At 32.0% G+C, this 25444-nt stretch carries 31 protein-coding genes, 1 tRNA gene and 1 pseudogene; 17 read left to right on the forward strand and 16 right to left on the reverse strand.

Annotation, left to right across the window (positions count from 1 at the left end):
• Nucleotides 1-21: 21 nt before the first annotated feature.
• From Q0T35_RS00815 to Q0T35_RS00840, 6 genes and pseudogenes are all read left to right on the forward strand, one after another.
• Nucleotides 22-897, forward strand: coding sequence for a lipid A biosynthesis acyltransferase (locus Q0T35_RS00815; RefSeq protein ID WP_293918051.1), 876 nt, complete (start codon nucleotides 22-24; stop codon nucleotides 895-897).
• Nucleotides 861-1877: a glycosyltransferase family 2 protein gene (locus tag Q0T35_RS00820; RefSeq protein WP_295810087.1), complete on the forward strand. Its 1017-nt coding sequence runs from the start codon at nucleotides 861-863 to the stop codon at nucleotides 1875-1877. Before Q0T35_RS00815 ends, Q0T35_RS00820 begins: the two co-directional genes overlap by 37 nt.
• 66 nt (nucleotides 1878-1943) lie before the next feature.
• A complete protein-coding gene (gene lysA, locus Q0T35_RS00825; RefSeq protein WP_295840454.1) occupies nucleotides 1944-3158 on the forward strand; it encodes a diaminopimelate decarboxylase in 1215 nt (404 codons plus the stop codon).
• A gap of 71 nt (nucleotides 3159-3229) precedes the next feature.
• Nucleotides 3230-3314: transfer RNA gene (locus Q0T35_RS00830), tRNA-Ser, on the forward strand.
• 297 nt (nucleotides 3315-3611) lie between these two features.
• A pseudogene (locus Q0T35_RS00835) lies at nucleotides 3612-3881 on the forward strand (Arm DNA-binding domain-containing protein); the annotation flags it as partial.
• A 418-nt stretch (nucleotides 3882-4299) separates the two neighbouring features.
• Nucleotides 4300-4911, forward strand: a complete 612-nt coding sequence (locus tag Q0T35_RS00840; RefSeq protein WP_295810084.1) for a DDE-type integrase/transposase/recombinase — start codon at nucleotides 4300-4302, stop codon at nucleotides 4909-4911.
• Between the two features lie 104 nt (nucleotides 4912-5015).
• On the opposite strand, the gene Q0T35_RS00845 is transcribed toward Q0T35_RS00840, so the two are convergent.
• The 11 genes from Q0T35_RS00845 to Q0T35_RS00895 all read right to left on the reverse strand — a co-directional run bounded on the left by Q0T35_RS00845 (nucleotide 5016) and on the right by Q0T35_RS00895 (nucleotide 13687).
• Entirely contained in the window at nucleotides 5016-5534 is a 519-nt protein-coding gene (locus tag Q0T35_RS00845; protein WP_295840456.1) for an alpha/beta hydrolase, read from the reverse strand.
• Nucleotides 5535-5582: 48 nt separating this feature from the next.
• Nucleotides 5583-6779, reverse strand: a complete 1197-nt coding sequence (locus Q0T35_RS00850; protein WP_295840459.1) for an MFS transporter — start codon at nucleotides 6777-6779, stop codon at nucleotides 5583-5585.
• Between the two features lie 18 nt (nucleotides 6780-6797).
• Nucleotides 6798-7235 (reverse strand): cyclophilin-like fold protein, encoded by a 438-nt coding sequence (locus tag Q0T35_RS00855; RefSeq protein ID WP_295840462.1) that lies wholly within the window; start codon nucleotides 7233-7235, stop codon nucleotides 6798-6800.
• Between the two features lie 6 nt (nucleotides 7236-7241).
• Nucleotides 7242-8285 (reverse strand): alpha/beta hydrolase, encoded by a 1044-nt coding sequence (locus Q0T35_RS00860; protein ID WP_295810076.1) that lies wholly within the window; start codon nucleotides 8283-8285, stop codon nucleotides 7242-7244.
• Nucleotides 8286-8388: 103 nt separating this feature from the next.
• Entirely contained in the window at nucleotides 8389-8919 is a 531-nt protein-coding gene (locus tag Q0T35_RS00865; protein WP_295810074.1) for a dihydrofolate reductase family protein, read from the reverse strand.
• Between the two features lie 10 nt (nucleotides 8920-8929).
• Complete coding sequence (locus Q0T35_RS00870) at nucleotides 8930-9103, reverse strand: hypothetical protein (RefSeq protein ID WP_295840464.1); 174 nt, start codon at nucleotides 9101-9103, stop codon at nucleotides 8930-8932.
• Nucleotides 9104-9108: 5 nt separating this feature from the next.
• A complete protein-coding gene (locus Q0T35_RS00875; RefSeq protein ID WP_295810069.1) occupies nucleotides 9109-9657 on the reverse strand; it encodes a hypothetical protein in 549 nt (182 codons plus the stop codon).
• Nucleotides 9658-10276: 619 nt separating this feature from the next.
• Nucleotides 10277-11596: an AAA family ATPase gene (locus tag Q0T35_RS00880; protein WP_295840467.1), complete on the reverse strand. Its 1320-nt coding sequence runs from the start codon at nucleotides 11594-11596 to the stop codon at nucleotides 10277-10279.
• A gap of 26 nt (nucleotides 11597-11622) precedes the next feature.
• Nucleotides 11623-11823, reverse strand: a complete 201-nt coding sequence (locus tag Q0T35_RS00885) for a hypothetical protein (RefSeq protein WP_295840468.1) — start codon at nucleotides 11821-11823, stop codon at nucleotides 11623-11625.
• Between the two features lie 220 nt (nucleotides 11824-12043).
• Complete coding sequence (locus Q0T35_RS00890; RefSeq protein WP_295840470.1) at nucleotides 12044-12430, reverse strand: hypothetical protein; 387 nt, start codon at nucleotides 12428-12430, stop codon at nucleotides 12044-12046.
• Nucleotides 12431-13279: 849 nt separating this feature from the next.
• On the reverse strand, nucleotides 13280-13687 hold the full coding sequence (locus Q0T35_RS00895; protein WP_295840471.1) for a helix-turn-helix transcriptional regulator: 408 nt from the start codon (nucleotides 13685-13687) through the stop codon (nucleotides 13280-13282).
• 179 nt (nucleotides 13688-13866) lie between these two features.
• Here Q0T35_RS00895 and Q0T35_RS00900 point away from each other — a divergent pair, with 179 nt between their 5' ends.
• Nucleotides 13867-14079 (forward strand): SymE family type I addiction module toxin, encoded by a 213-nt coding sequence (locus Q0T35_RS00900; protein WP_295840473.1) that lies wholly within the window; start codon nucleotides 13867-13869, stop codon nucleotides 14077-14079.
• Nucleotides 14080-14590: 511 nt separating this feature from the next.
• On the opposite strand, the gene Q0T35_RS00905 is transcribed toward Q0T35_RS00900, so the two are convergent.
• The gene (locus tag Q0T35_RS00905; protein WP_293919045.1) at nucleotides 14591-14767 is read right to left on the reverse strand and encodes a hypothetical protein; all 177 of its coding nucleotides are present in this window, start codon (nucleotides 14765-14767) and stop codon (nucleotides 14591-14593) included.
• 209 nt (nucleotides 14768-14976) lie between these two features.
• Nucleotides 14977-15330, reverse strand: coding sequence for a helix-turn-helix domain-containing protein (locus tag Q0T35_RS00910; protein WP_293919044.1), 354 nt, complete (start codon nucleotides 15328-15330; stop codon nucleotides 14977-14979).
• Nucleotides 15331-15452: 122 nt separating this feature from the next.
• Here Q0T35_RS00910 and Q0T35_RS00915 point away from each other — a divergent pair, with 122 nt between their 5' ends.
• The 4 genes from Q0T35_RS00915 (at nucleotide 15453) to Q0T35_RS00930 (ending at nucleotide 19283) form a co-directional block, all read left to right on the forward strand.
• On the forward strand, nucleotides 15453-16142 hold the full coding sequence (locus Q0T35_RS00915; RefSeq protein ID WP_366800061.1) for a nitroreductase family protein: 690 nt from the start codon (nucleotides 15453-15455) through the stop codon (nucleotides 16140-16142).
• 381 nt (nucleotides 16143-16523) lie between these two features.
• Nucleotides 16524-17432 (forward strand): AraC family transcriptional regulator, encoded by a 909-nt coding sequence (locus tag Q0T35_RS00920; RefSeq protein ID WP_293919042.1) that lies wholly within the window; start codon nucleotides 16524-16526, stop codon nucleotides 17430-17432.
• Between the two features lie 82 nt (nucleotides 17433-17514).
• A complete protein-coding gene (locus Q0T35_RS00925; protein ID WP_295810055.1) occupies nucleotides 17515-18501 on the forward strand; it encodes an aldo/keto reductase in 987 nt (328 codons plus the stop codon).
• Nucleotides 18502-18515: 14 nt separating this feature from the next.
• Nucleotides 18516-19283 carry an SDR family oxidoreductase gene (locus Q0T35_RS00930; protein WP_295840474.1) on the forward strand — a complete coding sequence of 256 codons (768 nt, stop codon included), beginning with the start codon at nucleotides 18516-18518 and terminating at the stop codon, nucleotides 19281-19283.
• A gap of 75 nt (nucleotides 19284-19358) precedes the next feature.
• Here the strand turns inward: Q0T35_RS00930 and Q0T35_RS00935 are convergent, their stop codons facing one another.
• Nucleotides 19359-19826 carry a VOC family protein gene (locus tag Q0T35_RS00935; RefSeq protein WP_295840476.1) on the reverse strand — a complete coding sequence of 156 codons (468 nt, stop codon included), beginning with the start codon at nucleotides 19824-19826 and terminating at the stop codon, nucleotides 19359-19361.
• Nucleotides 19827-19937: 111 nt separating this feature from the next.
• Complete coding sequence (locus tag Q0T35_RS00940; protein WP_295840478.1) at nucleotides 19938-20270, reverse strand: helix-turn-helix domain-containing protein; 333 nt, start codon at nucleotides 20268-20270, stop codon at nucleotides 19938-19940.
• A gap of 723 nt (nucleotides 20271-20993) precedes the next feature.
• Here Q0T35_RS00940 and Q0T35_RS00945 point away from each other — a divergent pair.
• The 6 genes from Q0T35_RS00945 to Q0T35_RS00965 all read left to right on the forward strand — a co-directional run bounded on the left by Q0T35_RS00945 (nucleotide 20994) and on the right by Q0T35_RS00965 (nucleotide 24823).
• Nucleotides 20994-21227: an alpha/beta hydrolase-fold protein gene (locus tag Q0T35_RS00945; protein ID WP_295840830.1), complete on the forward strand. Its 234-nt coding sequence runs from the start codon at nucleotides 20994-20996 to the stop codon at nucleotides 21225-21227.
• A gap of 428 nt (nucleotides 21228-21655) precedes the next feature.
• A complete protein-coding gene (locus Q0T35_RS11085) occupies nucleotides 21656-21787 on the forward strand; it encodes a TetR/AcrR family transcriptional regulator (RefSeq protein WP_366937720.1) in 132 nt (43 codons plus the stop codon).
• 319 nt (nucleotides 21788-22106) lie between these two features.
• The gene (locus Q0T35_RS00950) at nucleotides 22107-22349 is read left to right on the forward strand and encodes an HPP family protein (RefSeq protein ID WP_295840480.1); all 243 of its coding nucleotides are present in this window, start codon (nucleotides 22107-22109) and stop codon (nucleotides 22347-22349) included.
• Between the two features lie 29 nt (nucleotides 22350-22378).
• On the forward strand, nucleotides 22379-22621 hold the full coding sequence (locus tag Q0T35_RS00955) for an HPP family protein (protein ID WP_295810044.1): 243 nt from the start codon (nucleotides 22379-22381) through the stop codon (nucleotides 22619-22621).
• A gap of 39 nt (nucleotides 22622-22660) precedes the next feature.
• A complete protein-coding gene (locus Q0T35_RS00960) occupies nucleotides 22661-23116 on the forward strand; it encodes a cupin domain-containing protein (RefSeq protein ID WP_293919232.1) in 456 nt (151 codons plus the stop codon).
• Nucleotides 23117-24442: 1326 nt separating this feature from the next.
• The gene (locus Q0T35_RS00965) at nucleotides 24443-24823 is read left to right on the forward strand and encodes a helix-turn-helix transcriptional regulator (RefSeq protein WP_293919230.1); all 381 of its coding nucleotides are present in this window, start codon (nucleotides 24443-24445) and stop codon (nucleotides 24821-24823) included.
• A 138-nt stretch (nucleotides 24824-24961) separates the two neighbouring features.
• Here Q0T35_RS00965 and Q0T35_RS00970 read toward each other — a convergent pair whose 3' ends face one another.
• Nucleotides 24962-25441 carry a nuclear transport factor 2 family protein gene (locus Q0T35_RS00970; protein WP_295840484.1) on the reverse strand — a complete coding sequence of 160 codons (480 nt, stop codon included), beginning with the start codon at nucleotides 25439-25441 and terminating at the stop codon, nucleotides 24962-24964.
• Nucleotides 25442-25444 lie beyond the last annotated feature (3 nt).

The raw sequence follows: 25444 nt of genomic DNA on the forward strand, positions 1-25444 counted from the left end.
TTGTTTTAATATTTTACTATTTTGAAAAAAATTATAAAGATTTTATTTATTCAATTATCTAAATTACCCTTCTCCATTTTATATGGGATCTCTACTTTTTTATATTTTTTAATCTATTATATAATAAGATACAGAAGGAAAATTGTTCAAAACAATCTCTTGATTGCTTTTCCTGAAAAAAGCGAGCAAGAAAGAATCCAGATTCAGAAAGAATTTTATAAAAATTTTACAGATTTTATGATTGAGCTTATCAAAACTTTTTCCATGAAAGAGGAAGACTATGATGAGAGGATTAAATTTGTTAACTTGGAAGTAGCTCAACAATGCCGGGAAGAAAAAAAGGATGTTATATTACTAATCGGACATATGTTTAATTGGGAATGGCTAACCGGGATTTCAATGGATTTAAATTTGGAACATACCTATGCTGTATATAAAAAAGTTGCCAATAATTTTTTCGACCAAGGGGTACATGAATCACGTGCCAGGTTTGGAACCATCCCTCTTTCTGTGAAAGAAGTAGTACGAACAATGCTTAAATTACCCAATGATGGTTCTCATGCCTTTCTTTTTGTGGCCGATCAAAGCCCTTATAAGAGTAGAATACATTATGAATTAAATTTTTTTAATCGATTGAGCCCGGCTTTTAACGGATACGATAAAATTGCACGAAAAAAGGAATATGCTATAGTTTATGTGGATATGGTTAAAGTAAAAAGAGGAAAATATGAAGCTCATTTAAAACGTATTTTGCCTGATAATGATAAATTCAGAGAAAATGAAATTGTAGAAAAATTTTACACAGAACTTGAACGAAACATAAAAACTAATCCAAGCCTATGGCTTTGGTCACATAAAAGATGGAAATACACAAGCGGAATAGATTATCAACTTTAGCCATTGCTATACTTAATTATAACGGAATAAGCTGGTTTGAAAAATTTTTACAAGGTATACTAGATTATAGCCCAAATTCGACAATTTACGTCATAGACAATGCCTCCACAGATGATTCTATTTCTTATTTGCAAAAGAATTTTCCTTCTGTAAGAATTATTCAAAATAAAAAAAATTTAGGATATGCAGGCGGTTATAATGAGGGATTACAATCAATCGCCGAAGATATTTATTGTTTATTAAACTCTGACGTAGAAGTTACTGAAAACTGGACTGTCCCCATACTGGAATTATTTAATGAAAATAAAAATATTGCAGCCATACAACCAAAAATAAGAAATTATAAGCAGAAAGATTATTTTGAATTTGCAGGGGCAGCAGGCGGCTTTATGGATAATTTAGGCTATCTTTTTTGTCGAGGACGTGTTTTTTTTAGCCTGGAAAAAGACGAAGGACAATATAATGACAACCGTGAAATTTTTTGGGCTACGGGGGCTTGTTTATTTATCCGTAAAAAGGATTTTTGGGAAAACCAAGGTTTTGATGCTGATTTTTTTGCTCATATGGAAGAAATTGATCTTTGTTGGAGATTAAAAAATAAGGGTAAAATCATTTACTATTGTGCAGATTCTATGGTCTATCACGTAGGTGGAGGTACCTTAGATGTTTACAATCCAGAGAAGACTTATCTTAATTTTAGAAATAATCTTCTTATGTTAATAAAAAACTTACCTTCAAACAAAGTCCTATGGATATTTATTTTGCGATTATTATTAGATGGTTTAGCAGGAATTCGTTTTCTTTTTTCTAACGGTTGGAAACATTGCTGGGCAATTATCAGAGCTCATTTTTCTGTTTATCATATGTTACCTAAATACTTAAAAAAACGAAAAGCAGGAATTGACAATTATTATGATAAGAAATATATTATTTTCCAATATTTTGTAAAAAAACGAAATACCTATATCCGCTTAAAATAAATTCTTATTAATTTATTTAGCTATCCACTTTTTTATAACTTTACAAACTGTTTATTTTTTAAAACTATGGAATTAGCAAGAATACAACAACTTGAAAATTTAGCCAAAGAATTTGGCGCACCACTTTACGTTTATGATTCAGAAATAATTAAAACCCAATATAACAAGCTTTTAAAAGCTTTTAAAAGCGTAAAGAAGGTCAAGTTAAACTATGCTTGTAAAGCTAATACCAACCTTTCGATTTTAAAATACCTAAAGAACCTGGGGTCGGGATTAGATACGGTTTCTATTCAAGAAGTGCAATTAGGTCTTCGAGCAGGTTTTGAACCAAAGGAAATCATTTTTACCCCTAACGGAGTTTCTTTTAATGAAATTAAAAAAGCTGTTGAACTAGGTGTACGCATCAACATAGATAACCTTTCTATCCTAGAATCTTTTGGGCATGAATTAAAAAATTATCCGGTTTGCATCCGTATTAATCCACATATTTTAGCAGGCGGAAATGCTAAAATCTCCACCGGTCATATTGATTCTAAATTTGGAATCTCTATTCACCAGCTTCCTCATGTATTACGAATTGTAAATAATACAGGAATTAAAGTGGAAGGAGTCCATATGCATACCGGATCAGATATCCTTGATGTGGAAGTTTTCCTTAAAGGTGCAGAAATTCTGTTTACTGTTGCCAAAGAGTTTCATGATCTTGACTATCTTGATTTCGGAAGCGGATTTAAAGTCCCGTATAAGGAAGGAGATCACGAAACTGATATCAATTATTTGGGTAAAAAACTGGGAGAACGCTTTAATGAGTTTCAAAAAAGTTATCCGCACGAACTAACCCTAATGTTTGAGCCGGGAAAATTTTTGGTTAGCCAATCCGGATTTTTTATTGTTTCGGTAAATGTTATTAAGCAAACTACCTCTACTGTTTTTGCCGAAGTAGATAGCGGTTTTAATCATTTAATAAGACCTATGTTTTACAATGCCTACCACAATATAGTAAATATTTCTAATCCTGAAGGTAGGAACCGATTTTATACGGTAGTAGGCTATATTTGTGAAACTGATACGTTTGGAACAAACCGAAATATTAATGAAATCCGGGAAGGAGATTTACTTTGTTTTGAAAATGCCGGAGCTTATTGCTTTTCAATGTCCTCTAATTATAATTCTCGATTAAAGCCTGCAGAGGTTTTATTATTAAATGGTAAAGCACACATTATCAGACGAAGAGAAAATTTAGATGATTTATTAGCTACCACAGAGGAAATTTCTATTTAAAAAAATTTGGAAAAATAAAAAAGGATTGTATATTTGCAACCGTTAAAAATAACCTACCTAATAAGGTAGATGGAGAGATGGCAGAGTGGTCGATTGCGGCGGTCTTGAAAACCGTTGACTGTAACAGGTCCGGGGGTTCGAATCCCTCTCTCTCCGCTGGAAGAACTGGACAAACCCTACAAATAAGTGATTTGTAGGGTTTTTTATTTCTATTTTGTCTGGGTAGGAAGACAAAAAGTAGCCCCTAAAAGACACCTTTCGTAACCTAAACTGTACCCCCTTTCCAAAAATCCCGCAAGGGACACAGTTTGTCCAAATTTGGCCTATTGCTGTCGTGATGTGTCCACCCCCTTATAGAACTCACTTTAAGATAATTAAAATAAGTTTGTAACTTAAAAAGTGAGTTTATGAAAAGTACATTTAGGATTCTTTTTTATGTGAAAAAAAGACAAGCAAAAAGCGAACGGTAATTTTCCAATTATGTGTAGAATTACCATTGACGGGGAAGCATCCAGGTTTAATACCAAAGTTGATATTAATGAAGGTAACTGGGACGGAAAATCAAGTCGGGCAATCGGACGTTCTGCCGAAGCAACAAAGGTCAATAACCTGTTAGATGAATTAAAAGCAACATTGCACAGACTTTACCATGAAATACAAAGGCAGGAACAGGTAACAGCCGAAGGGCTAAAGAACGAATTTTTAGGGTATACGGAAAACTAAGAAACACTACTTAATCTTTTTGAGAAGCATAACGAGAATGTAAAATCCTTGATTGGTCTTTCTAAATCGGCAGCTACTTATCAGAAATATGAAGTTACCCGGAAACACCTTGCCAACTTCATTCAATCCAAATTTAATCTTTCGGATATTGCAATACGGTCTATTAATAATATGTTTATGTAATCGGTAATTTTGTATCTTCAAAAATCGGAAAAGTTAAATCGACATCATTAGCCAAAAAATAGCATTGTAATTTTGTAGTGCAAACTCCTTATTACAATGCTATGACCGAGACTTCCAAATTAAAGAAGTATCTGATGTGGAACAAAGTTAGCGAATTATTTTCATCTGGCTAAACAAGACTTAGATAGGTCAATGTGTAGGTCTTAACCGACAGACGGTATCAAAGTATCTTTCGATGACAGAAGAAGAGTTCATCGCCAATTCGAGTTATGATCGCCATTATGATCATAAGCTCGACGCTTACGAGTCTTATGTAGTGAGTGAACTACGTAAATGGCCTTTCCTGTCTGCCCCGCAGTTTCACGACCGTTTAAAGGAACATTTTCCTGACCCTCCGTCAGTTACCCCCAAGACCGTTTTCAACTTTGTGAACCGTCTTCGTTTGATCCGGAATCTTCCCAAAGAGTCTGAAAAGAGTCTCCGTCCGTATGAGAAACAGCCCGAGACGTCTTATGGCCGGTACGCCCAGTGCGATTTCGGCAAGCGATGGATGAGAACTCCTAATGGGGAGTCTTGCAAAGTTTATTTCTTTGCAATGTCGCTGAGTGGCAGCCGGTATAAGTTTCAACATTTTAGCCGTACCCCTTTTACCACGGCTCTTGCGGTCTATGCTCACGAACTGGCCTTTAAGTTATTTTCAGGTGTTCCTCACAAAATAGTTTATGATCAGGACAAGTTGTTTTTGGTTAAGGAAAATCTTGGCGATCTGGTGCTTACCTCGGGCTTCCGAACGCTGGTACGTGAACATGGCTTCAATCTGGTGTTCTGCCGTAAGTCCGCCCCCTAAAGCAAGGAGAAGATCGAAAATGTAGGATGTGCGGCTCTCGGTGTACAATAATACTCATAGGCTTCTTGCTGAATAACCGGAGTATCTTCAGTAAATTCTTCTATTTAATTAGGAACATACCCAATCAAAAGGGGTTCTTCGCCCCTTGCTTCACGAGTGCGTTGTGAAGCAACATCCCGGAGCAATAATCTTTTTTGTTCGTCTGTCGATTTACGGGCAAAGCCATTACGTTGGCTATCGCCTACATCCCATGTACTGACTCCTGCTACTGTCTGAATGCGATATTCTGTCCGTGTGGCATTAATAGCATAACCTGCACCGGCACAAATCCCCATTGCTCCTATACGGTTTTCGTCGATATAAGGCAATGTTACTAAGTAATCTATGGCACAACGAATATCTTCAACTCTATTGAATGCATCATAAAGATAACGTGATAAACCTTCACTTTCGCCCTGATAAGAAGCATCGAAAGCAAATCCTATAAAACCATTTTTAGCAAGTTTCTGTGCATATAGACCTGCGACCTGTTCTTTCACACCATTGCCCAGATGAGAAACAACTACACCGGCATATTTTTTATTTAAATCGAAGTTTGCAGGGAAATGAATTTCTCCTGCCATTTTTAATGTTTTATTTTTGAAATAAATTTTTCTTTGGTACTCATAATATTAGTCCTTATTTATATTTTGTGATATTAAAACTCTCTTTTCATCTCGCTGTCTTAGAAATACGAATACAATACCTATTATCAGGAATATCAATGTTCCAATCACTGCATAGCGGGCGTCAAGTGCTGTAATGAACATTCCGCAGAAAGCCGTTCCAACTGCCGTTCCTAAATTCGTTGATGTGAGAAACAAACCATTGGCAAAGTCCGGTGCTTCAGGTGCAGCATGAGTTATCATATACTGGCAGTTATTACTGGCAATCCCTGCAAGAATGCCCAGGATAAGAATAATACCTCCCATTACAAGAAAATATTCGCCCATCAGAAAAAGAGCTACGTAGACAACTACCATAGCGAATGGAATTGTTTTAATGCATTTTGAAGGTATTTTAACAAGTAGTTTCCCTGCTATGAGATTTCCGATAATATTTGCCCCTCCATAGATGAACAGCATCATACTTATTACTTTAAAATCCAACTGTGTTATGTTTTTCAGGAAGTCCGACATGAAGCTGAAAAAACCAAACATTGCGCCATTGATAAAGGTTACAGCAATAAGAGAATTCCAAATAATAGGCTTTTTAAGCACGCTAAGTTGCGTTCCATAGGATAAGCGTTCTTTTACCGGAATAGATGGAATAAGAAATATAGTTGCGATGAAAACCATCGCATTTACTATTGCAAAAAACAACATTGCGATAGAGAAACTGGTTTCGCTGGCAATCAGACTGGTTACAGGTATACCAAGTACCATACCTGCCGAAACTCCAATAAAAATGCGGGAAACCGCCTTAGGAGCTTGTTCTTTAGAAACTGACGTTGCAGCAACCGAAAAAGCCATTGAAACATAAATAGGGTGGAAGATTGCCGGAATGATACGTGCAATAAGTATTACAGTAAAGTTGGTTGTTAGTATTGATACTATATTACTCAATACAAAAATACCAAGAGCTATCAACATTACTTTTTTTCGGTTTATACCTGAAAACAGTAATGGCATGATTGGCCCCGATATAGCAACAACTAAGGCAAAAGCACTAACAACCCATCCTGCAGTGGGTACAGTTACACCAAATGTTTCAGCAATTAGCGGTAATATTCCGACAACACCCATTTCGGTGTTTATAATACCAAATACACCGACAGTTAAAATGAATACAAGTAAATTTCTATGTTTTGACCCTGATAGCTTTCCCATTGTTTTTATACCTCTTTTTTATTGATTATTTTCTTCTTTTACTAACTCAAATTTCACTTTTACGTTACCTTTACCCACAGCCTCACGAAGTCCGGATGTGTTGTCAATTTTACCAACACTGATATAACTGTAAGATGTCCTGCTACCGGCATAGAAAAGCACCAATGTACTCGAAGACCAAATCATCAGATCTCCGGTTTTCACGCTACCCGGATTAATCGCTCTGCCCGGTATTTTATTAGGCAGATTATAATATTTCTCATTCCCGTTATGCTCTCCCATGTTTACTTCCATTGGAAGTAGTTTGATAAATTCTTTATCAGCTTCACTGTCGTTAAGTGTTGCTGTAAACTCTTTATTGTTGATCGTTATTTTAACTTTCATATTCTGTGCATTTAGAGGGCTTATGGATAAGCAAATTAATACGGCAAAAAGAAGTAGAAAATACTTTTTCATCATCTTTTATTTATTCAGGTATTCTTTGAAAAAAGAATCCAGTTTATCAAATGGAATCATATCCAGACGGTCGTATAAATCAACGTGTCCTGCACCTTTTACATAATATATTTCTTTGGGTTCTGCTGCACGGTTATAAGCATCTTCGCTAAATTCTTTTGAATGTGCCTGATCTCCTGTGATGAACAGCATAGGACGTGGAGAGATTGTTTCAATATCCTCAAACGGATAGAAATTCATGAATTTTATATTGCTCGTTACGGTTGGTTTTGTTGTCCTTTCAGGTGATGCACCTTTCGGAGTAAACTCCCCCCTTTCCGAGTTGCGGTAAAAATCATAAAATTCACGTTCGATAGGATTAGATTCCGGTGTCAATTCAAGTATAGTACCACCGGCAACCATTGTTTCGCCACCCTCAAACTCAATATAACGTTGCTGTGCTGCATTCGCTATAATCTGTTTTCTTTGCTCTAAGGATAGAGAATGATTTAATCCATGACGGTTGGCATTTCCCATATTATACATACTTATAGTTGCTATGGCTTTTATACGGGGATCAATTTTTGCAGCACTTATAACAAAACTTCCACTTCCGCAAATACCCATCGCACCAATACGTTCACGGTCTATATATTTTCTTGTTCCCAAATAATCAATCGCAGCACTAAAATCTTCCGCATAAATATCGGGAGAGACAGCATTGCGAGGTTCGCCTGCACTTTCCCCCCAGAAGGATAAATCAATAGACAAGGTAACAAATCCACGTTCAGCCATATGGGTAGCATAAAGATTTGCACTTTGCTCCTTTACTGCTCCCATTGGATGACCGATTACGATTGCCGCGTGTTTTTGGCTAAGGTCTATACTTTGGGGTACAAATAAGTTTCCAACAACTTCCATTTGGTACTGGTTTTTGAAAGCAACTCTCTCAACGGTTACTTTATCACTTCCTGCGAATGTTCCTGCATGGTGGGCATAAGCATATTTTTTTTGCGCTGATAAATTTGTTATGGCAAATACGGTTAATGTTATTAGAATAAACTTTTTCATATTATATCTTTTTTTAATATATAATACAACGCTACTTGAGATCAGTCTATGTGTTTTTGCTGTCAGGCTCAAATAAATTCTTTGTCAAGATCATTTATTCTGATTATATATTACGGAGTCTGTAGCGCAACCATACGATGCCATCTCGAAGTTGCTTTACAGATAAAAGTTCCAACGCCTGACCTTTAGCGGGAAATTCATCAGATTCTCCTTTGTATTCAATAATGGATGAAACACCTGAAAGCCCATCTACACCGGGATAAATAAGAAGACTGAGTTCATCAATCAATCCGGCTTTTAGAAACTTACCATTTAGAACACCACCTCCATCAAGTAACAGCTTTTCATACCCAAACTCTACTTTTAATGTTTCAAGTGCTTTATTCAAATCGTATCCATCAGCACCAGCAAATAGGTAAGAGATACCTTTTTCTCGAAGGAGAAATAAATATTCATCGGAAACTTGTTCACCTAATATTGCGATTACATTATCTCCGTTGATATTGTCATCGGGATATATTATCTTGCCTTTAGCATCAAATATGATACAGGTCTTTTTCGTTTCTCTTTTACCAACAAATGTTTTACAAATTTTAGCAGGCGAATAATTCTTGTAATCAAATATTTCTACCATATTAGTCAATTTAGATAGTATTGTTTCCGATCATCCAAGCGTATCCACCCAACTCTTCTTCTGTTTCGTAATAAGGATTATACATTTTATCCTGCTCAATTCCATCAAAAGGTGGAGTCCAACGATCTGCGACAAGTCTACCGTCAACAGAACTCATCATGTGGCAAATAATTGTAGGCTTCATTTGTTCTAATTTTTCAGTTTATTAATCTTTATAAAATATTGATAGCTTTGCGTTTTCTTTATAGAATCAAATAAAGAATTATAGAACTTTTCATCAACAAGTAATAGACTAAAAATTCCTTCTTGTTGTTTTAGTTCTACAATGTATTCCGAAGGTTTTACTCCCCATTCAAGATAAGTAGCCACAGAGATATAAAGGCGTTGAATACAGGGAATACAAGGAAGTTGTACGATATTATCATCAATACACTCCGGCTGATATTTCTTTTTGAATATAATAGAATTGTGTATTTCTGAGAGCATAGATTCACTGAATCCTATGTAGATACCACAGAAAGATTCAGCTCCACAATTTTCTTTGCAGAGACATACCTTAGTCCCATGATGTAAGAATACAGATTTTCCTTTGTTTATGGCTATTTTCTTATCCTCACATTCGATTATTAATTTGCCAGAGTGAATAAAGAATATCATCGAAAAGTTGATATTTACCATATCCTCTCCCTGATTATATACATAATCGAAATAAATATCTTTGAAGTTATTTGCACTCATGAACGATTCTAATTGTGGTTATAATTCATGATGTAAAGCTAAAGTGAAAGCCGCAGTGTATTTTTGCTTTAAGGCTCAAATTTCTTCGCTGTGAGGTACAAAGGTTTAGATTAATACTCCCCCATTTTTACTTATAACAAAACGCTATTTTTTTCAGGAACGTGCATATAAACAGTAATTCGTTGTTTAGTGCAAGGTGCAAGGTATTTATATAGATATACTTGCACCTTGCACTAACTTTATAGCATTGTTATACAGGGTAGTTGTTTATTTGAAAATTAGTAGTAACTTTGAACCTAAGTCCTATAAGGACAAAGGTGGACAAAGGCTGTAGAAAGAGTTTTTTAGTATCTAACCTATCTTGTACCCCTTTGATGAAATTGGAATAATTATCGCGATGAATAATAGTGATTTAAGCGATTGGGTTCACCGCCCTCTCTCTCCGCAAACAAGGCTGAAAATCAATTGATTATTCGGATAAAATACTAAAGAAGGGATTAAGAATCAAATCTTAGGCCTTTTTTTATTTATCCGATTTATCTAAGAAATGATAAGCATAACAAGAGTAATCGACATTACATTTATGTGTGAGGTCTAATGTGAAGTTGAGTGTTTTTATTTAAAATCCGTATTTTTTTTCTCTTTTTTTAAAGGCTTCTCGACCACCCTCAAGGATTTCAGTTACATGTTCTTTTACCCCCATACTAAATAAAATACCTAACTTTTTGTTCTCATCATTTTTGAGGAAAGTATTCTCCAATGAACCATTCACATATTCAAAACGAAAAGATATATTCTCTCTATTTTCATCTTGACCTTTTTGATTTGCAATAATAACATTTTCACTATCTGCTCCTACAACAATATTAGGATTGTGTGTGACAATTACTAATTGCCTATTTTCTTTTCTTTTTCTAATAAACTGAACTAAATCAGTATAGATTGACCTATTGTCAAGATTATCTTCTGGTTGGTCTATTAAAATTGGAGAGTTTGATTCACTTAGTTCAATGAGAAGTTTTAAAACAGCAAGATTTGCTTTGCCCGGAGACATATTAGCCATTTCATCATTTCCAATAATTAACTCCCAATAATCAAAAAATTCATCTTGGAATAAAGATTTTACACTCTCTTTTACTTCCTTATATTTTCGATATGTAACTTTTCCTTCAAGAATTAAATCAAGAATCCTTGTTATCTCATCTAAATGTTCATCAAAATCTACATTGGGAAGAGAATTACTCTCTCTGTCAGATAACAAATTAAAATCACGAAGTTCATTAGATTTTTGATTAAAAAACTCCAAAAAGTTTTTTTTGAATCGGTTATAATAAAACTTAATAGAACCCATCAGTTTTATGTCATTTATCGAATTAGCCCTCTCATTTAATTTCTTAATGATATTTTTATATTCATAATAAGCATCACAATATCCTTGAAGAAAATTTTGTTTTTGCGTATTCTTATTTGTTTGTAAGTCCTTTATTTTATCTTCTATATTGCTTATTTGAAGAAGTTTTTGTCTTTCATTTTTTATTTCTTCTTCAATAGATTTTATCAATTTTTGATTTTGCAATTTTGCTCTAATAGGAAACAATTCGTCTTCTAATCTTTTCTTTAAAGCCTCTACCCTATCTATATAGTCACTATTTGTTTTTTCACCTTCTTCCTTTATATAACTAATTTCTAATTTAAAAGCATTCAGTTTGTTACTAGTATTTGCATACAATGGCCTAAAATATTTCGTTTTTAATGTTTGAGTTGACAAGTCAATTTTTGAACTAATTGTTTTAATAGAATTTTCAAGAGCCTGCATTGTTTCTTCAAAATATCTATAATCACTCTCTATATTACTTTGTATTTTAAGAATAATGTCATTTCTATTATTTAGGGTATTGTATCTTTTGAATTCTTTTTCTTCAAAAGATTTGCCTTTCAAAATTTGAATTTTTTCTTCTAAAGATGCTATTTATTATTAATACCAGTAATATCTCCAATATCTTTTTGATTTTGTTTTAGTCTATTTATTTGATCCTGTATATTGAAATATTCATCAATGGAAGCATCCCGTGTATTATCCAGTGCTTTTACATTCTGTATGAATTTATCATAGTGCTGCCTACTCTCGGTATCTTGCAAAAGAATATCTCGGATAAACTTACTCAATTCTTTTCTCGAATTTGTTTGTATATTGGAAGTTAGATTAATGATATACGATTGAGGTATGTATACAAATTGTCGACTTCTAATTGTTTCATTATCGCTATATTTATATTCAACGCCATCTTCCCATTCTACAATAAAATCGAATTGTGAAGATTCTGAAAACTTATAAACATCAATTTTATCCTGAGGTACTACCTGATGTGTTTGCTTATAAGCGTATTTATAATCTATCGTATTGGCTATATAAATGAAGTAAAAGAGATTTACGCGATGATTTCCCTCCTATGATAGTATTCAAATCAGGATTAAGATAAATTTTATTAGAAATAAAATCAGGATGACCTACAAATTGGATTGACTTAATAACCTTATCTAACCTTTTATTATTAGGACTGCCTGTTTGAATCTTTCGTCTTAAATCAGTTTCAAAAATTATTTGCCGTAATCCCTCAAAGGTTGGTTCTGCCTTTATCCAAGTGAAACAATGTCCTAATTCTTTTGGCTTTGTATTATTTTTATCATCAGCAAATTGATGAGCATCACTGCAATGCAATAATCGGCTGTTCACTCCTTGTTTTTTTAATGAAGATATTCCATTATTCGCCATATCTGTAGTAGGAGATGCACTAAAAACAAAATGAACATCATTTATAATTATTTTCTTTTCAGCCGGAGAGCCACCCCCATCTAAAACTTTCCCATTCTGCTTTGCCGATAGCTTTGAGATATTTTCCTTTTAAATAAGTATTAATCTCTGATCCTTCGCCTAATAATTCATTAATTTTAGAAATTTCAAAATTAATATTATTGAAACCTATTTCAAAAAAATTCTTATGCGTTTTCTTATCAGAAGGTGCGGATTTATAAATAAACTCACCAAAATTTACTAGATTCTCTTTTGTAACAACACCGCCCCATTTTTTACCTTCTCCATATTCAGGATTAAAATTAGTCTTTACTCTTAAACCGCTAAGAAATTGTTTTTCAATTGTATTAGTATCTAGCTGACTTTCATCTGCAAATATGATATGATAATTAATTCGATTAAGTTCAGCATTTCCAACAAATTCTTTTATTCTAAATTCAATAACAGGAAGTATTAGTTATATATTACTAAGTCTCCCCTTTTTTTATATTCTAATCCTTTCTTATAACTATCCAAAAACAAATAATCATTTATACCTAAAACTTTAACTTCTATAGGAAGATTTTCAAGTTCAGTGATAAATTTCTCCCAAATTTCATCTATGTCGCCTCCATATTCGGCACAAAGAGATACTGGGGTATGAACATGTAAATCCCATATATTCCTCTGTTATTATTAATAGTAGTCATATTATTTGATTTATGTAATTGAATTTAATCTGTTTTTTAGAATGGCTTTATTAAAAAAAGAATCCAAAAATTAAATTCCTTTCATGTTTTGTATTGTATTTGAGGAATAAAAACAGGAAACTTATTTCTTATCCCTCAACACCTCATGTAGCAGAGAAATTGCTTCTTCTTTTTCTTTCAACATTCGTTCATACAAAGCAATTTTTTCATCATATAGTTGAACTACTTTATCTAAAGGATTAAAAGTTGGACTATTGAATATTGAACCAGAATTATCATGCAAAGTGCTTGATATAATATTTATTGCTGTACCTTGTTCGAGTTCAGTAATGGCTTCCACTGGAATATCCAAGGCTTTTGCGACTTTATCTAATATATCCTGTTCCAGTTTTTCTTTTTTCTCATAGCTGGATAGAGTGGCTTGCGATACTCCAATTTGTTCTGCCAACACATCCTGATTGATATTACGCCATTCTCTCCAACGGCGAACATTAGCTCCATGATTGCTTTTCTTTATTGCTGCTTCCATAAGCCTATATCTTTGTTTTTTACTTAATTAATCGTAAAAATAAGAATTAAATCGAGTAATAATTTATTTTGTCATCAAAATATATTAACATAAAGTTAGCTGATATTATTAATAGTATTTCTAATATCATATCTATTCCTTTAATATTTTATAAGATAGGTATGCTATTACTTTGCTGTATGAAAAAAATAGGTAGTATACAAATACGGTATATAACAGTCTATAGTCATTTTTCTCCCAGATTATTTGCAAGAGAGTGTTTGGTTCCACAAATCCGCTTAAACGGAAAATGGCTTAGAGAAGCAGGTTTTGATGTTCAAGACCGTATAAAAATAGTGGTTTCCAATAAATGCTTAGTAATTATACCCGATGAAAAAAAGGAAGATTTATAAAATTCTTTTTTACAGGATTAGTTTTTATTTTCGTCGGGATTCTATTTTTAAGGTTATTGTATTTATCTCTGAACCAATCTATGATATTTTCGCCATTTAGATTTAAGTGCAACTTGTTGGGATTATCAGGTTATTTATCTGTTTTGAGGTTAATGTCTTCTGCCTTGACTTTCTGTTTATGTTGTGATGAAAAAGAAAGGGAACGATTTGGGAGTAAGATTTCTACCTTTGAATAATTTCTTTATATATTCGATGACTAAACCAATCTTCTGACAAAGGTATGCTTTTCATAATCGGAAACAGTTCGTGTATTTGGTTCTACTCCTCTTGTAATTTGTATGGCACATCTTGACAGGTAAAATAGATTGTATTCAATACCATCAATAGAAATATCTACTTTTTAAAATAGACTTAAACTGTTTCCTTAAACTTCCTTTAATTCGTGAACGGAAAATACAATCAATACTTCTTCTTTTTTCAAATCGTTATTTGATACGTCATTATTACTTTTCTATATGAGAAATGTAATAATAAATTGAGCCATTTCAGGTTCTTTCTTTAATTTTTCTTTCAATAATCCTTTGGCTTGAAGACAAAGAGCTGCAATATGAAAAGATATAAAACGAGCACCAAAACATACAATCGATTTTAGATTCTCAATATTTACAGTTAAACGTTTTCTTTTCAATCTAGGTTACTCTTCTGCCCTATTTCAATGAAGGGTAAATAAAAAGATACACACCCTCGTATTATTTGCAAAAAAGTATGTATTTTTCATTCATTCTTTATATAAAAGCGACTAGTAAATTTTAATGCAGACAGTATATTCTTCCTTCTTTTTACGAATTACACATGTGTTTTTTATCTTGCGCAAAGATTATATAAGCTGGTATACAGCTATTTACCTATAATTTTTTTTCGGTGCTCAAATCCCCAATCTAGAAGATGCTTAATAATAGTTCTCAGTGTTTTCCCGTATTCTGTAAGTTCATACTGTACCGTTATGGGGTGGGTATCCAAAACCGTTCTTTTGACCAATCTATTTATTTCCAAATCCTTGAGCTCCTTACTTAGCATTTTATTAGATATACCTTTCACATCATTCAACAGATCCGAAAAACGTCTTTTGCCATGATAGCAAAGGGAAGCAAGAATTGAAATTTTCCATTTTCCACTTAACACATCCATTGTATCATGGATAGCCATTATACGTTTTTCCCAATCATTGTTACAACTATTATTATCTTCCATTATAAGCTACTATGTTACTTCAAGGTTACTGTTACTTTTGTATACTATGTTACAAAAGTATATAAATAAAGTTTAATTTTACAATGATGAAATCAATATTATAAACAATAAAAAGGAATATTATGTTATTGGAAGATTTAAGATGGCGCTATGCCACAAAAAAAATGAATGCCAGAGTGGTAAGTTCAGAAAAGTTAAACTATATTTTAGAAGCAGCACGTTTATCTCCGTCGGCTTCGGGGTTACAACCATATAAGATTATTGTAATATCAGATAAAGAATTATTAGAGAAAATTAAGAGTGTCGCTTTTAATCAAAATCAAATTATAGATTGCTCACATTTACTTGTATTTGCTTCCTGGGACAGGTATACAAACGAAAGAATCACAAAAGTTCTCAATTACATAATGGATGAGCGGGATCAGCCGTATAGTACCATGGAATCATACAAAAAGATTATTATAAACCATTATGAGAACATGGATCCGGCAAGTCAAGCTCATGATGCAGAAAAACAATGCTATATAGCATTTGCCATGGCAATTGCAGCTGCGGCAGAACAAAAAGTTGACACAACTCCTATAGGTGGTTTTCGTCACGATATGTTAGATAAGCTTTTGCAATTGAAAGGTAGTGGTTACAAGAGTACTGTAATATTACCCCTCGGCTACAGGGATATAAATAAAGATTGGCTGGTAAATCAAAAAAAAGTCAGAACTCCTAAAGAAGACTTTATTAAAGAAATGACTATTGCTGATGCTTCAGAAATAAATTCTCAAGATTTTACGCAAAGTTTGGGCGAAAATTTCTGATTTGAATAAAACTGTTAAATATTAAAAGTGTTAATTATTATCATTTAGAGATATTAGAAAAAGGATAAAAGGTGAACAAGAAAAACTATCTTATGAACCTCGACCTTTAAATCCTGATGAAATAAAAACTTTTTATAAAGTTAATTCTTTAGTATTGGAAAATTGTTATAAAAACAAACAAATGATTATGTCTTCAAATTCACCTTGGCCAGGCTTGGATTATATTGACAAAAGCAACAATACTATTGGAGTCTACTTATATTATTACATGCCTACAGAAATAAATTTGAAATAAAAAATAGAATAAATAATTAATGGCGAAAGATTAGCTAACTTAATCCTAAATCTTTAAATTGTATTTGATTTTTATAACTTTGAAAGATGAAAAAAATCGAAACAATTCAGGATTTCTATAAAAAATTATCAGGTAACAATCACATCAAACTAAATAATGATGGTATAGGTCATTTTAATGTTTTTCCGAGAGGTTACTGCTCTCCTACTGCATCTTTCCATCGTCGCGATTTTTTCAAAATATCACTAATTACCGAAGGCACCGGAGTAATACACTTTGCTAATGAAAGTTTCACGATAAACCAACCGGCATTATTTTTTTCGAATCCTTTGATTCCTCATTCATGGGAGCCTACATCCCCCAACCAATTGGGATGGTTCTGTTTATTTACCGAAGAGTTTATACAATCATGGGATCATTCGTTTTCAGTTAAAAATTATCCAATGTTCCGTAGAGGAGAAAATCCGATTATCCTTCTAGATGAGGAAGCAACAGAAGATTTATCTTATATATTTCGGAAAATAATGCAAGAAATGAGCTCTGATTATATTTATAAATACAGTAAACTTAGAAATTACTTACAGCTCATTATCCATGAAGCTTTAAAACTTTACCCTGAGATAGGTTCACGCAACAAGCAAATAGATGCTGCTCATCGTATCACATACCATTTTTTAGAATTATTGGAGAATCAATTCCCGATAGAGAATACAGATATGCCGCTAAAATTGAGAACTGTACAAGACTTTGCACTAAAATTATCAGTACACGAGAACCACCTCAATAGCGTTGTAAAAGAGGTTACCGGAAAAAATACTTCTCAACACATAGCCTTTCGCATTAGCGAAGAGGCTAAAGCCCTGCTAAAAAACACAAACTGGACAGTAACTGAAATAGCTTATAGTTTATCTTTCGAATATCCTTCTCACTTTACATCTTTTTTCAAAAAGAACGTAGGTATGTCCCCAAAAGAATACAGATTGAAAATTATTTGATATATATAAAAACACCTTTGATATGTGTTAATTCATTTCGAATATCTACACTTAATTTTGTGAGATAAAAACTAGATAAGTCATGAAATATCGAAAATTGGGAAAGACAGACGAACAAGTGTCTGCAATAGGATTAGGATGTATGGGCATGTCTCATGTCTATGGTGAAAAAAATGATACAGAAAGTATTGCCACTTTACATAAGGCATTGGATCTAGGAATTAATTTCTGGGATACAGCAGATTTTTACGGAAATGGTGAAAATGAGAAGCTTATATCCAATGTTTTAAAACCAAATAGAGATAAAATATTTATTGCTACTAAATTCGGTTTTAAATACACAGGCGAAAATCATTTGGCAAGTGTTTTTGATGGCTCTCCTAAATGGATGAGACAGGCAGTAGAATTGAGCCTAAAAAGATTAAAAATTGAGTGTATAGACCTCTATTACGCTCATCGTGTAGATCCAAACATTCCTATAGAAGAAACTGTGGGAGCAATGGCAGAATTGGTCAAAGAAGGGAAAGTTCGTTATTTAGGATTATCCGAAGCTTCATCGGCAAGCATCCGTAAGGCAAATGCTATTCATCCCATCGCAGCTTTACAGAGTGAATATTCATTGTTGACCCGTGATATTGAAAAAGAAATTTATCCTACACTAACAGAGTTAGATATTGCTCTTATACCTTTTTCGCCTCTAGGTAGGGGTATGTTTACAGAGAGTTTTGATATATCCAATTTTCTTGAAAATGATATTCGTTTTCAGTTGCCTCGCTTCCAAGGTGAGCACCTGGTAAATAACCAAAAGCTGATGAATGAGCTGACAGCCTTTGCTCATGGAAAAAATATTAATACATCACAATTGGCTTTGGCTTGGATTTTAGCAAAAGGAGACAATATTATACCTATTCCCGGAACAAAGAAACGCAAATACCTAGAAATGAACGCAAAAGCAGTAGATGTAGAGCTAAGTAATACTGAAGTTTCAGAAATAGAATCAATCATCGCTAAATATCCAAATACAGGTGATCGCTACACAGCCGAGGCTATGAAGCTAGTTAACAATTAGAAAATAATTGATTAATGCTTAAAAATAAGTTAGCTGTTATAACGGGAGGAAGTGATGGCATTGGACTTGGTATTGCTTCAGTTTTTGCTCAAAATGGAGCTGATCTATGTCTTATTTCAAGGGATATTGAAAAACTAGAAAAAGCCAAATTACAGTTACGTGCACACCATGTAAATATTCATACCATATCGGCAGATGTATCAGTATCTGAAAATGTAAAGAAAACCGTGGAGACAATATTAGCAATAAACCCATCTGTAGATATATTGGTCAACAATGCGGGAATTGCTCGGTTTATACCCTTTGAAGATAGCAATGAAGATGTCTTGGATATGCATATCAATTTGAATATTAAATCGATGTATCTGATAACAAAAGCTCTTTATTCCTCTCTGATAGACACCAAAGGTTGTGTAATCAATATTTCATCTTATTTTGCAGATCGAATGCTACAGGGAAGAAATTCAACAGCCTATTCTCTAACTAAGGTAGCTGTAGATTCATTTACCAAATCTTTGGCATTCGAAGCTGGAAAAAAGGGAGTGAGAGTGAATGCTATTGCTCCAGGAAGTATAGAAACTCCTCAGCTTCTACACAACTTGCAACAAATGGAGGAAGAGAAACAAATACAATTCCGAAATATGATATCAACGATATATCCCTTGCAAAAAATAGGAGAACCTAATGATATTGCCCAAACGGCTTTATTTCTAGCCTCTGATATGGCTAAGTGGATTACTGGCACAATTGTACATGTGGATGGAGGACTAATGGTAAACTGACGTGTTGCAAATTAGGTAGTTGCATTTATATTTGAAATTATTTTTTGTCTCTCTGTATGCTATTTTATATGACTCTTACATTGTAGATTGTTCTGAAAATGGATCTCTTTCTATAAACTCTATAACTTCTCCATTAGGGCTGTAGACTAAAGCATTCTTAACCAACATTGCTTTTAAGCTTAAATCATCAATTAATTCTATTTCAGATAATGGACAACAAGTTGTTGCTCCATTTTCTATTGCATACTTATATGCCAACTCTGCATTTGAAACAGTAAAGCAAATGTGTAAAATAGCATTTTCTATGTATTCTTCATTTTCTTTCTTTTTCCTCCCTTGTGTAGGCATGTCAGCATCTTTATCACAAATTTCAATATAAATATTGGCTATAGGATGGTACATCATCGTGCATTTTTTTATATTAAACTGAGTTAAAGACCATGAATGTACTGCTTCAAAACCTAATGATTTATAAAAATTTGTGGTTACTTCAAAGTCTTGTGCTTTAATATTAAAATGATGAAATCTTATTATCTGATTCATATCTGATTTTTTACAAATATATTTTTATTCAGAAATAAATACCTACTGCTTACAAAATTGTAAGTTAGGAGAAAAGATGATCTATAAAGCAGATATATTTATCTTTAATTATCATCTCATACTTTCATAGAAATCACTTAGAGAGAGTAAAATTGAAATTAGTTTAGTACCATTTGTTGTTAAAGTATAGAGTGAACTATTTTTTGTTTTTTCTTTTTGAAGAAGTTTATCCTCTACAAGCTCGTTTAAATGTTTACTCAAAATTCGATCACTAATATCCGGTAAAACTTTTTTAAATTCAGAATAATAAACAGGATTACTCATCAAAGTAAATAAAATGGGCAACTTCCATCTTCCATGAAAGAGTAAAAGAGAGTTGTAAGCATTACAATATTTTTTTAGCGATATTTCATTTAGATAATTCGTAGAAGTTAATTTACGCATATTTATGAATGATTTAAATTAGAATAATCTGTGGTGTATTGTTATTTTAGATAACTGATATTGGGCATTATAAATATTCTCTTTTTTCAAAAATTATTGAAATTAGAAAAACGCATTTTACCATAAGCTAATTGACAACTGATAATAAGAGTCTATTGAACACTAATCAAACTTGAGGCATAAATTTGATTGCATTCTCCTGATAGAATAGCCTTATTCTCGAAATTAGTTGATGTTTCCTTTCTCTTACCCATTACTTACAAAAATGTCAGTACCATACAATTAGGTGTAAATATACAAATAATGATGCATTGTATATAGTATATACTTTTGTCATCTTTAATTAAAATATGTATATGTTTTGAAAAGGATTATCTTGTTAGCCTTGATAATAAGTATGGGTATAACAGTTTTTTCTCAAGATAAAATAACATTGAAATCAACCCATTATAACAATGAAATCCTTGCATTAGTCTTTAAGCATAAAGGTACAATGCACAACAGAAATATCTCTTAGTGTATTTACTTCATGGATATTCGGAGAATTATACTCAATGGAGTAGAACAATTGATTGTTAAAGTATTGCTGATAAATACAATGTGATTCTTGTTTGTCCTGAATGTTTTACCACATACTATATCGACAGCCCTTATGATATAAATCTTAGATATGAAAGTTTTTTCTTCAATGATCTTGTCCAAAAATACATATAAGAATTTAGTATTGATGAAAATAATGTATTCATCACTGGACTGAGTATGGGAGGATATGGGGCTTTACGGTATTTTATTCTTCATCCTCATGATTTTAATACAGCGGGTTCTACAAGTGGGACCATAGATATTAATTTTTCTCTTTTTAGGCAAGTCAGCATAGAATTCTGTAACAGTACGAGAATGATCGATGATCTGGAAAGGTCAATTGGAAATAAAACTGATTGGGCTGATTATAGTTAGCTCTCATCAAAAAGTATGACTTTAGAAAAACATTTATTTTTGATTGTGGTACTGAGGATATATTATACCAAAGTTCTTTTCAATTAATTGATTATCTCTATAAAAAGAATATTCCCGCAACATTTATTAGCCAGACGGGCAATCATATATTGGCATTTTTCTATTGAACATCATTTTGTTTATTTTCAACAACATTTAAAATAATATTACTTGAAAAATATTGATAATTATTATTCAACTTAATCAAAACACTTGATTTTATGGGGGGGGGTAAGACAATGTATAAAAACAAAACAATACATTACCAGCTATCTTTAAGATTTAAAATTTAGATCTCTCTAATAATAGCCCAAAAATCTGTCTATCATTTATAAATTAGTTTTATCTTTACTTCAAATTATACAGAAAATATAACGTTAAAGGAAAGAATTTTAAATGTAACAACACTATTATTTCATCATCATGGCTATAATAATGAAATAATAGAAAAAGCAAATGTGGCAAAGACAAGTTTTTATCAACATTTCAAATTTAAAGAATACTTGGCGTTGAATATTTAGGTTCGAAGGACTAAAGCAGTACACAAATGAGAAGGAAGCAATAATTGAAATTGTTATATCTATATTTGAATGTATAAGATATATGAATGAGGAAGAAAATTTCAGAGGATGTTGTTTTTTAAAAATGTTTACAAAAATACAAACAGATAACACCCGATTTTTTTTGTACTATTCAATCACATAAGACTGATCTTCTAAATTTTTCATAGCGGAAAAAGAAAGCCTTTATCATTTCTATTTGAAGCTTGTATTATTAAAAGTTAAATATTGCACTCAAAAAGTATAAAGAAGAGAAATATACACAACTTATTTAACAAATATGAAAAAATATTTATTGAAGTTCATAAGTAAAGAGAAAAGTCCTTTAAAAGTTAATTTCCACTTTTCATTATTTTCAGGAATTGGAGGATTTCTAGCGATTGCATCTATTTCATTATTGACAAAAGAAACAGCTATACCATTTATTATGGCTCTATTTGGCGCTTCATGTGTCTTAGCTTTTGGTGTACCTGATAGCCCTCTTTCGCAACCTCGAAATATCATCGGAGGTCAGGTCATATAATATCATCAATTATTGGGATACTTATATTGATGTTACTTGGCAACGAATGGTATTCTATGTCATTAGGTGTTGGATTAGCCATTGCTATTATGCAATTGACTAAAACTACACATCCACCAGCAGGAGCAGATCCCCTTGTAATTATTACTGGAGGAGCTTCATGGAACTTTATAATAAATCCTGTATTATCAGGAGCAGTGGTTTTAGTGATAGTAGCATTGATATTCAATAATCTCAGCAAAACAAGAAAATATTCTAAATTCTGGGTTTAACAAATTAATTACTTAAATATAAACTAACAATTAATGAAAATGAAAAATATTGAAGTTATTTCAAAAAACGAAGGTTATACAGCAGTTAATATCGGAGAATTAGATAAGCTTACAGAGCACTATCTTATTCATCCTAAAACAAAACAAAAAATTGAAGGAAAAGTGTTTCTAAAAGATATAACAAATGCAACAGGAACTGAAATTTCATTTTCAACTCTTCCTCCCAGAACTGAATTATCTTATTTCCATATCCATAAGGAAAATGAGGAAACTTATATTATAATAAAAGGATCAGGTGACTTTCAAGTAGATGAAGATTCTTTCCCGATAAAAGAAGGTAGTGTTATTAGGGTGGCTCCTTCGGCAAAGAGGGGATTGCGCAATTCATCGGATGATACTATGATCTATATTGTCATTCAATCTCAAAATAATTCTTTAAATCAATATTCTTCTGATGATGGCGAACGGGTTCCTTGTGAAATAAGATGGAAATAATCAAAAATAATAAACATATGAAATCAGGATATTTAAAAATATAAGATATCGGTTTTTAATGCATAATAAATTGTTATATAGATTTTTATCTAAAATGTAATTATAACAAATTATGCTTATGAATAATCTACTTTAAGCCGAGTTATTCGATTTACTAAAGAATAACTCGCAACAAATAACAAACCGAAAAATGTAACTAGACTATGAAAATTTTATCGTAGAAATAGCTTCTCTTAACTAATCCGACAAAGATTATCAATTCATCTATAGGAGCTTAAGCTTGACTCTTATCGAGTTCCAGTCATTGCAAGCAGAAATTTCGTACAAGCAGGCGGGAAATGCGTTAAAAAATTGCTATTTGCAGAAAATTATTTCTGTAATTGATTCAGAATTAACATTACTAGAGACAAGATTCATTCATCCTGAGCGATTCGTGAAAGATCAGACCTTACAATAAGATATGTAATATCATCCCTAAGTCGATGGACTTGGGGATTGTTGCTTTGGTGAAGATTATTCGATTTCAATTATGTAAAACCTACTCTCTCTAAAAATTATTTATTAAATTCAGTTTTTATACCAAAGTTTGTCATTTTAGTTTTAACTTCTCCGAAGATGGTTCTTTCAATTAAAGAGAAATTACCAGGTTTATTTTTCCAAAACTCGAGATACTGTTTAAAGGTATGGATATCATATTGTAATCTTTCAATGTTATTATCAAGTGTACATCTTTCAAAAAACTATAATTATTAATAAATAAAAAATTATTTTGATTCAAATAACAATCCAAATATTTTATATTTTTCTTATCATTAAGAATAATGTTATTTATTGGATTTAATTTTTAGCTCCCTGAAAGAAAATCGAGAAATTTAATTAGATGAAATTTGAAAATGAGAAAAAGTTATAACTACTTTATTAAAAATTAGAGATTGATTTTTAGAGTTCTTTATAAAAAAAGTGTTTATTAATTTCACGCTCTTTAAATTCTATATTGCTTGATTTTTCAGATAATTCTCTAATTAGTAATATTAATTTCTTTTCCCCGATAAAATGCAATTAATAAAAGATAAATCAATATAGCTATCTATTTCTACAGTTAAACAATATTTTTCCATACTTATTTTTACGAATTACTCCCAGATAATTTTTAGCTTCTTTACATAGTTATTTGCTTTTTTTACTCATAACACAACACTTTGAAGCAAAAAAATATAAAATAAAGCTATATCGTATTGATAAGTCCTTTATATTATACATTTTTACTGGTAAAATACAGGTCTCTTTTTATCAGATTTTTCTTATTTTTGCTAAAATTCTTTTGTTATGAATACAGATACAGCACCTAATAAAAAAGTACATCAGGGAAGAAATATAAAAAGATTAAGAGAAATGCTTGGAATTAAGCAAGAGTCTTTAGCTTTTGATTTAGGTGTTAGCCAAGCAACTGTTTCAGATTATGAACAAAAAGAAGCATTAGATGAAAAAATATTAGAGAAAGTTTCTCAGGCATTGAAAGTTCCTGTAGAAGCCATTAAGAATATGACTGATGAAGCAACAGTAAATTACATTAATACTTTTAATGATAATGCTAATTTCAATAACTACGGTTGTACTTTTAATCCTCTTGATAAAGTTATTGAACTTTATGAAAGAATGATAAAAGATAGAGATAAATTAATAGAAAAGTTATCTAAAAGTAGTTAAATTAACAATCTAACTATCCTACATTTTAATTATTAAATGTCATAATTTTTTATTTGTACATATCTACATAGCTTTTTGATTATTTATTTCCAATCATTTATTTTATTCTTTAGATTTCAAACTAAATCAATAACAAGGCTATCTTTTTTGCTGATTGTTATCTAATAATTTGGTAAATGAAAGTACCGCTAATTTCCATTCATTTTCGATATGTATGTATATTTCTGTAACCATAAACGGATTGACCACTTCTTTACCCCCAACAATTGCTGTGAGAACTATTTGATCTAAAACAATAGCCGTATTGTCAACAAAACGTACAGATATATCTTTTATCTCAGCTTGTTTATAATGTATGCTTCCGTTTTCAATGGTATTTAATTCTTGATTTTTATCCATGGTTCCTCCCATATGCACAAATACAGATTTTTCATGAAAGAGATCGTTTAATAAATTTATATTTTTATCCGACATCCATTTCCACTTTTTTCGAGATAAATCAATAAGTACTTTTTCAGTATTTTTATCATCGTTTTTTTGTTGTGCATAAGATTTTTCAACATTCAATAATATCCCTACTAAAAAGAGTAATATTGTCATATAATTTTTTCTTTTCATACT

Source organism: uncultured Apibacter sp., from assembly GCF_946479295.1.
Taxonomy (GTDB): domain Bacteria; phylum Bacteroidota; class Bacteroidia; order Flavobacteriales; family Weeksellaceae; genus Apibacter.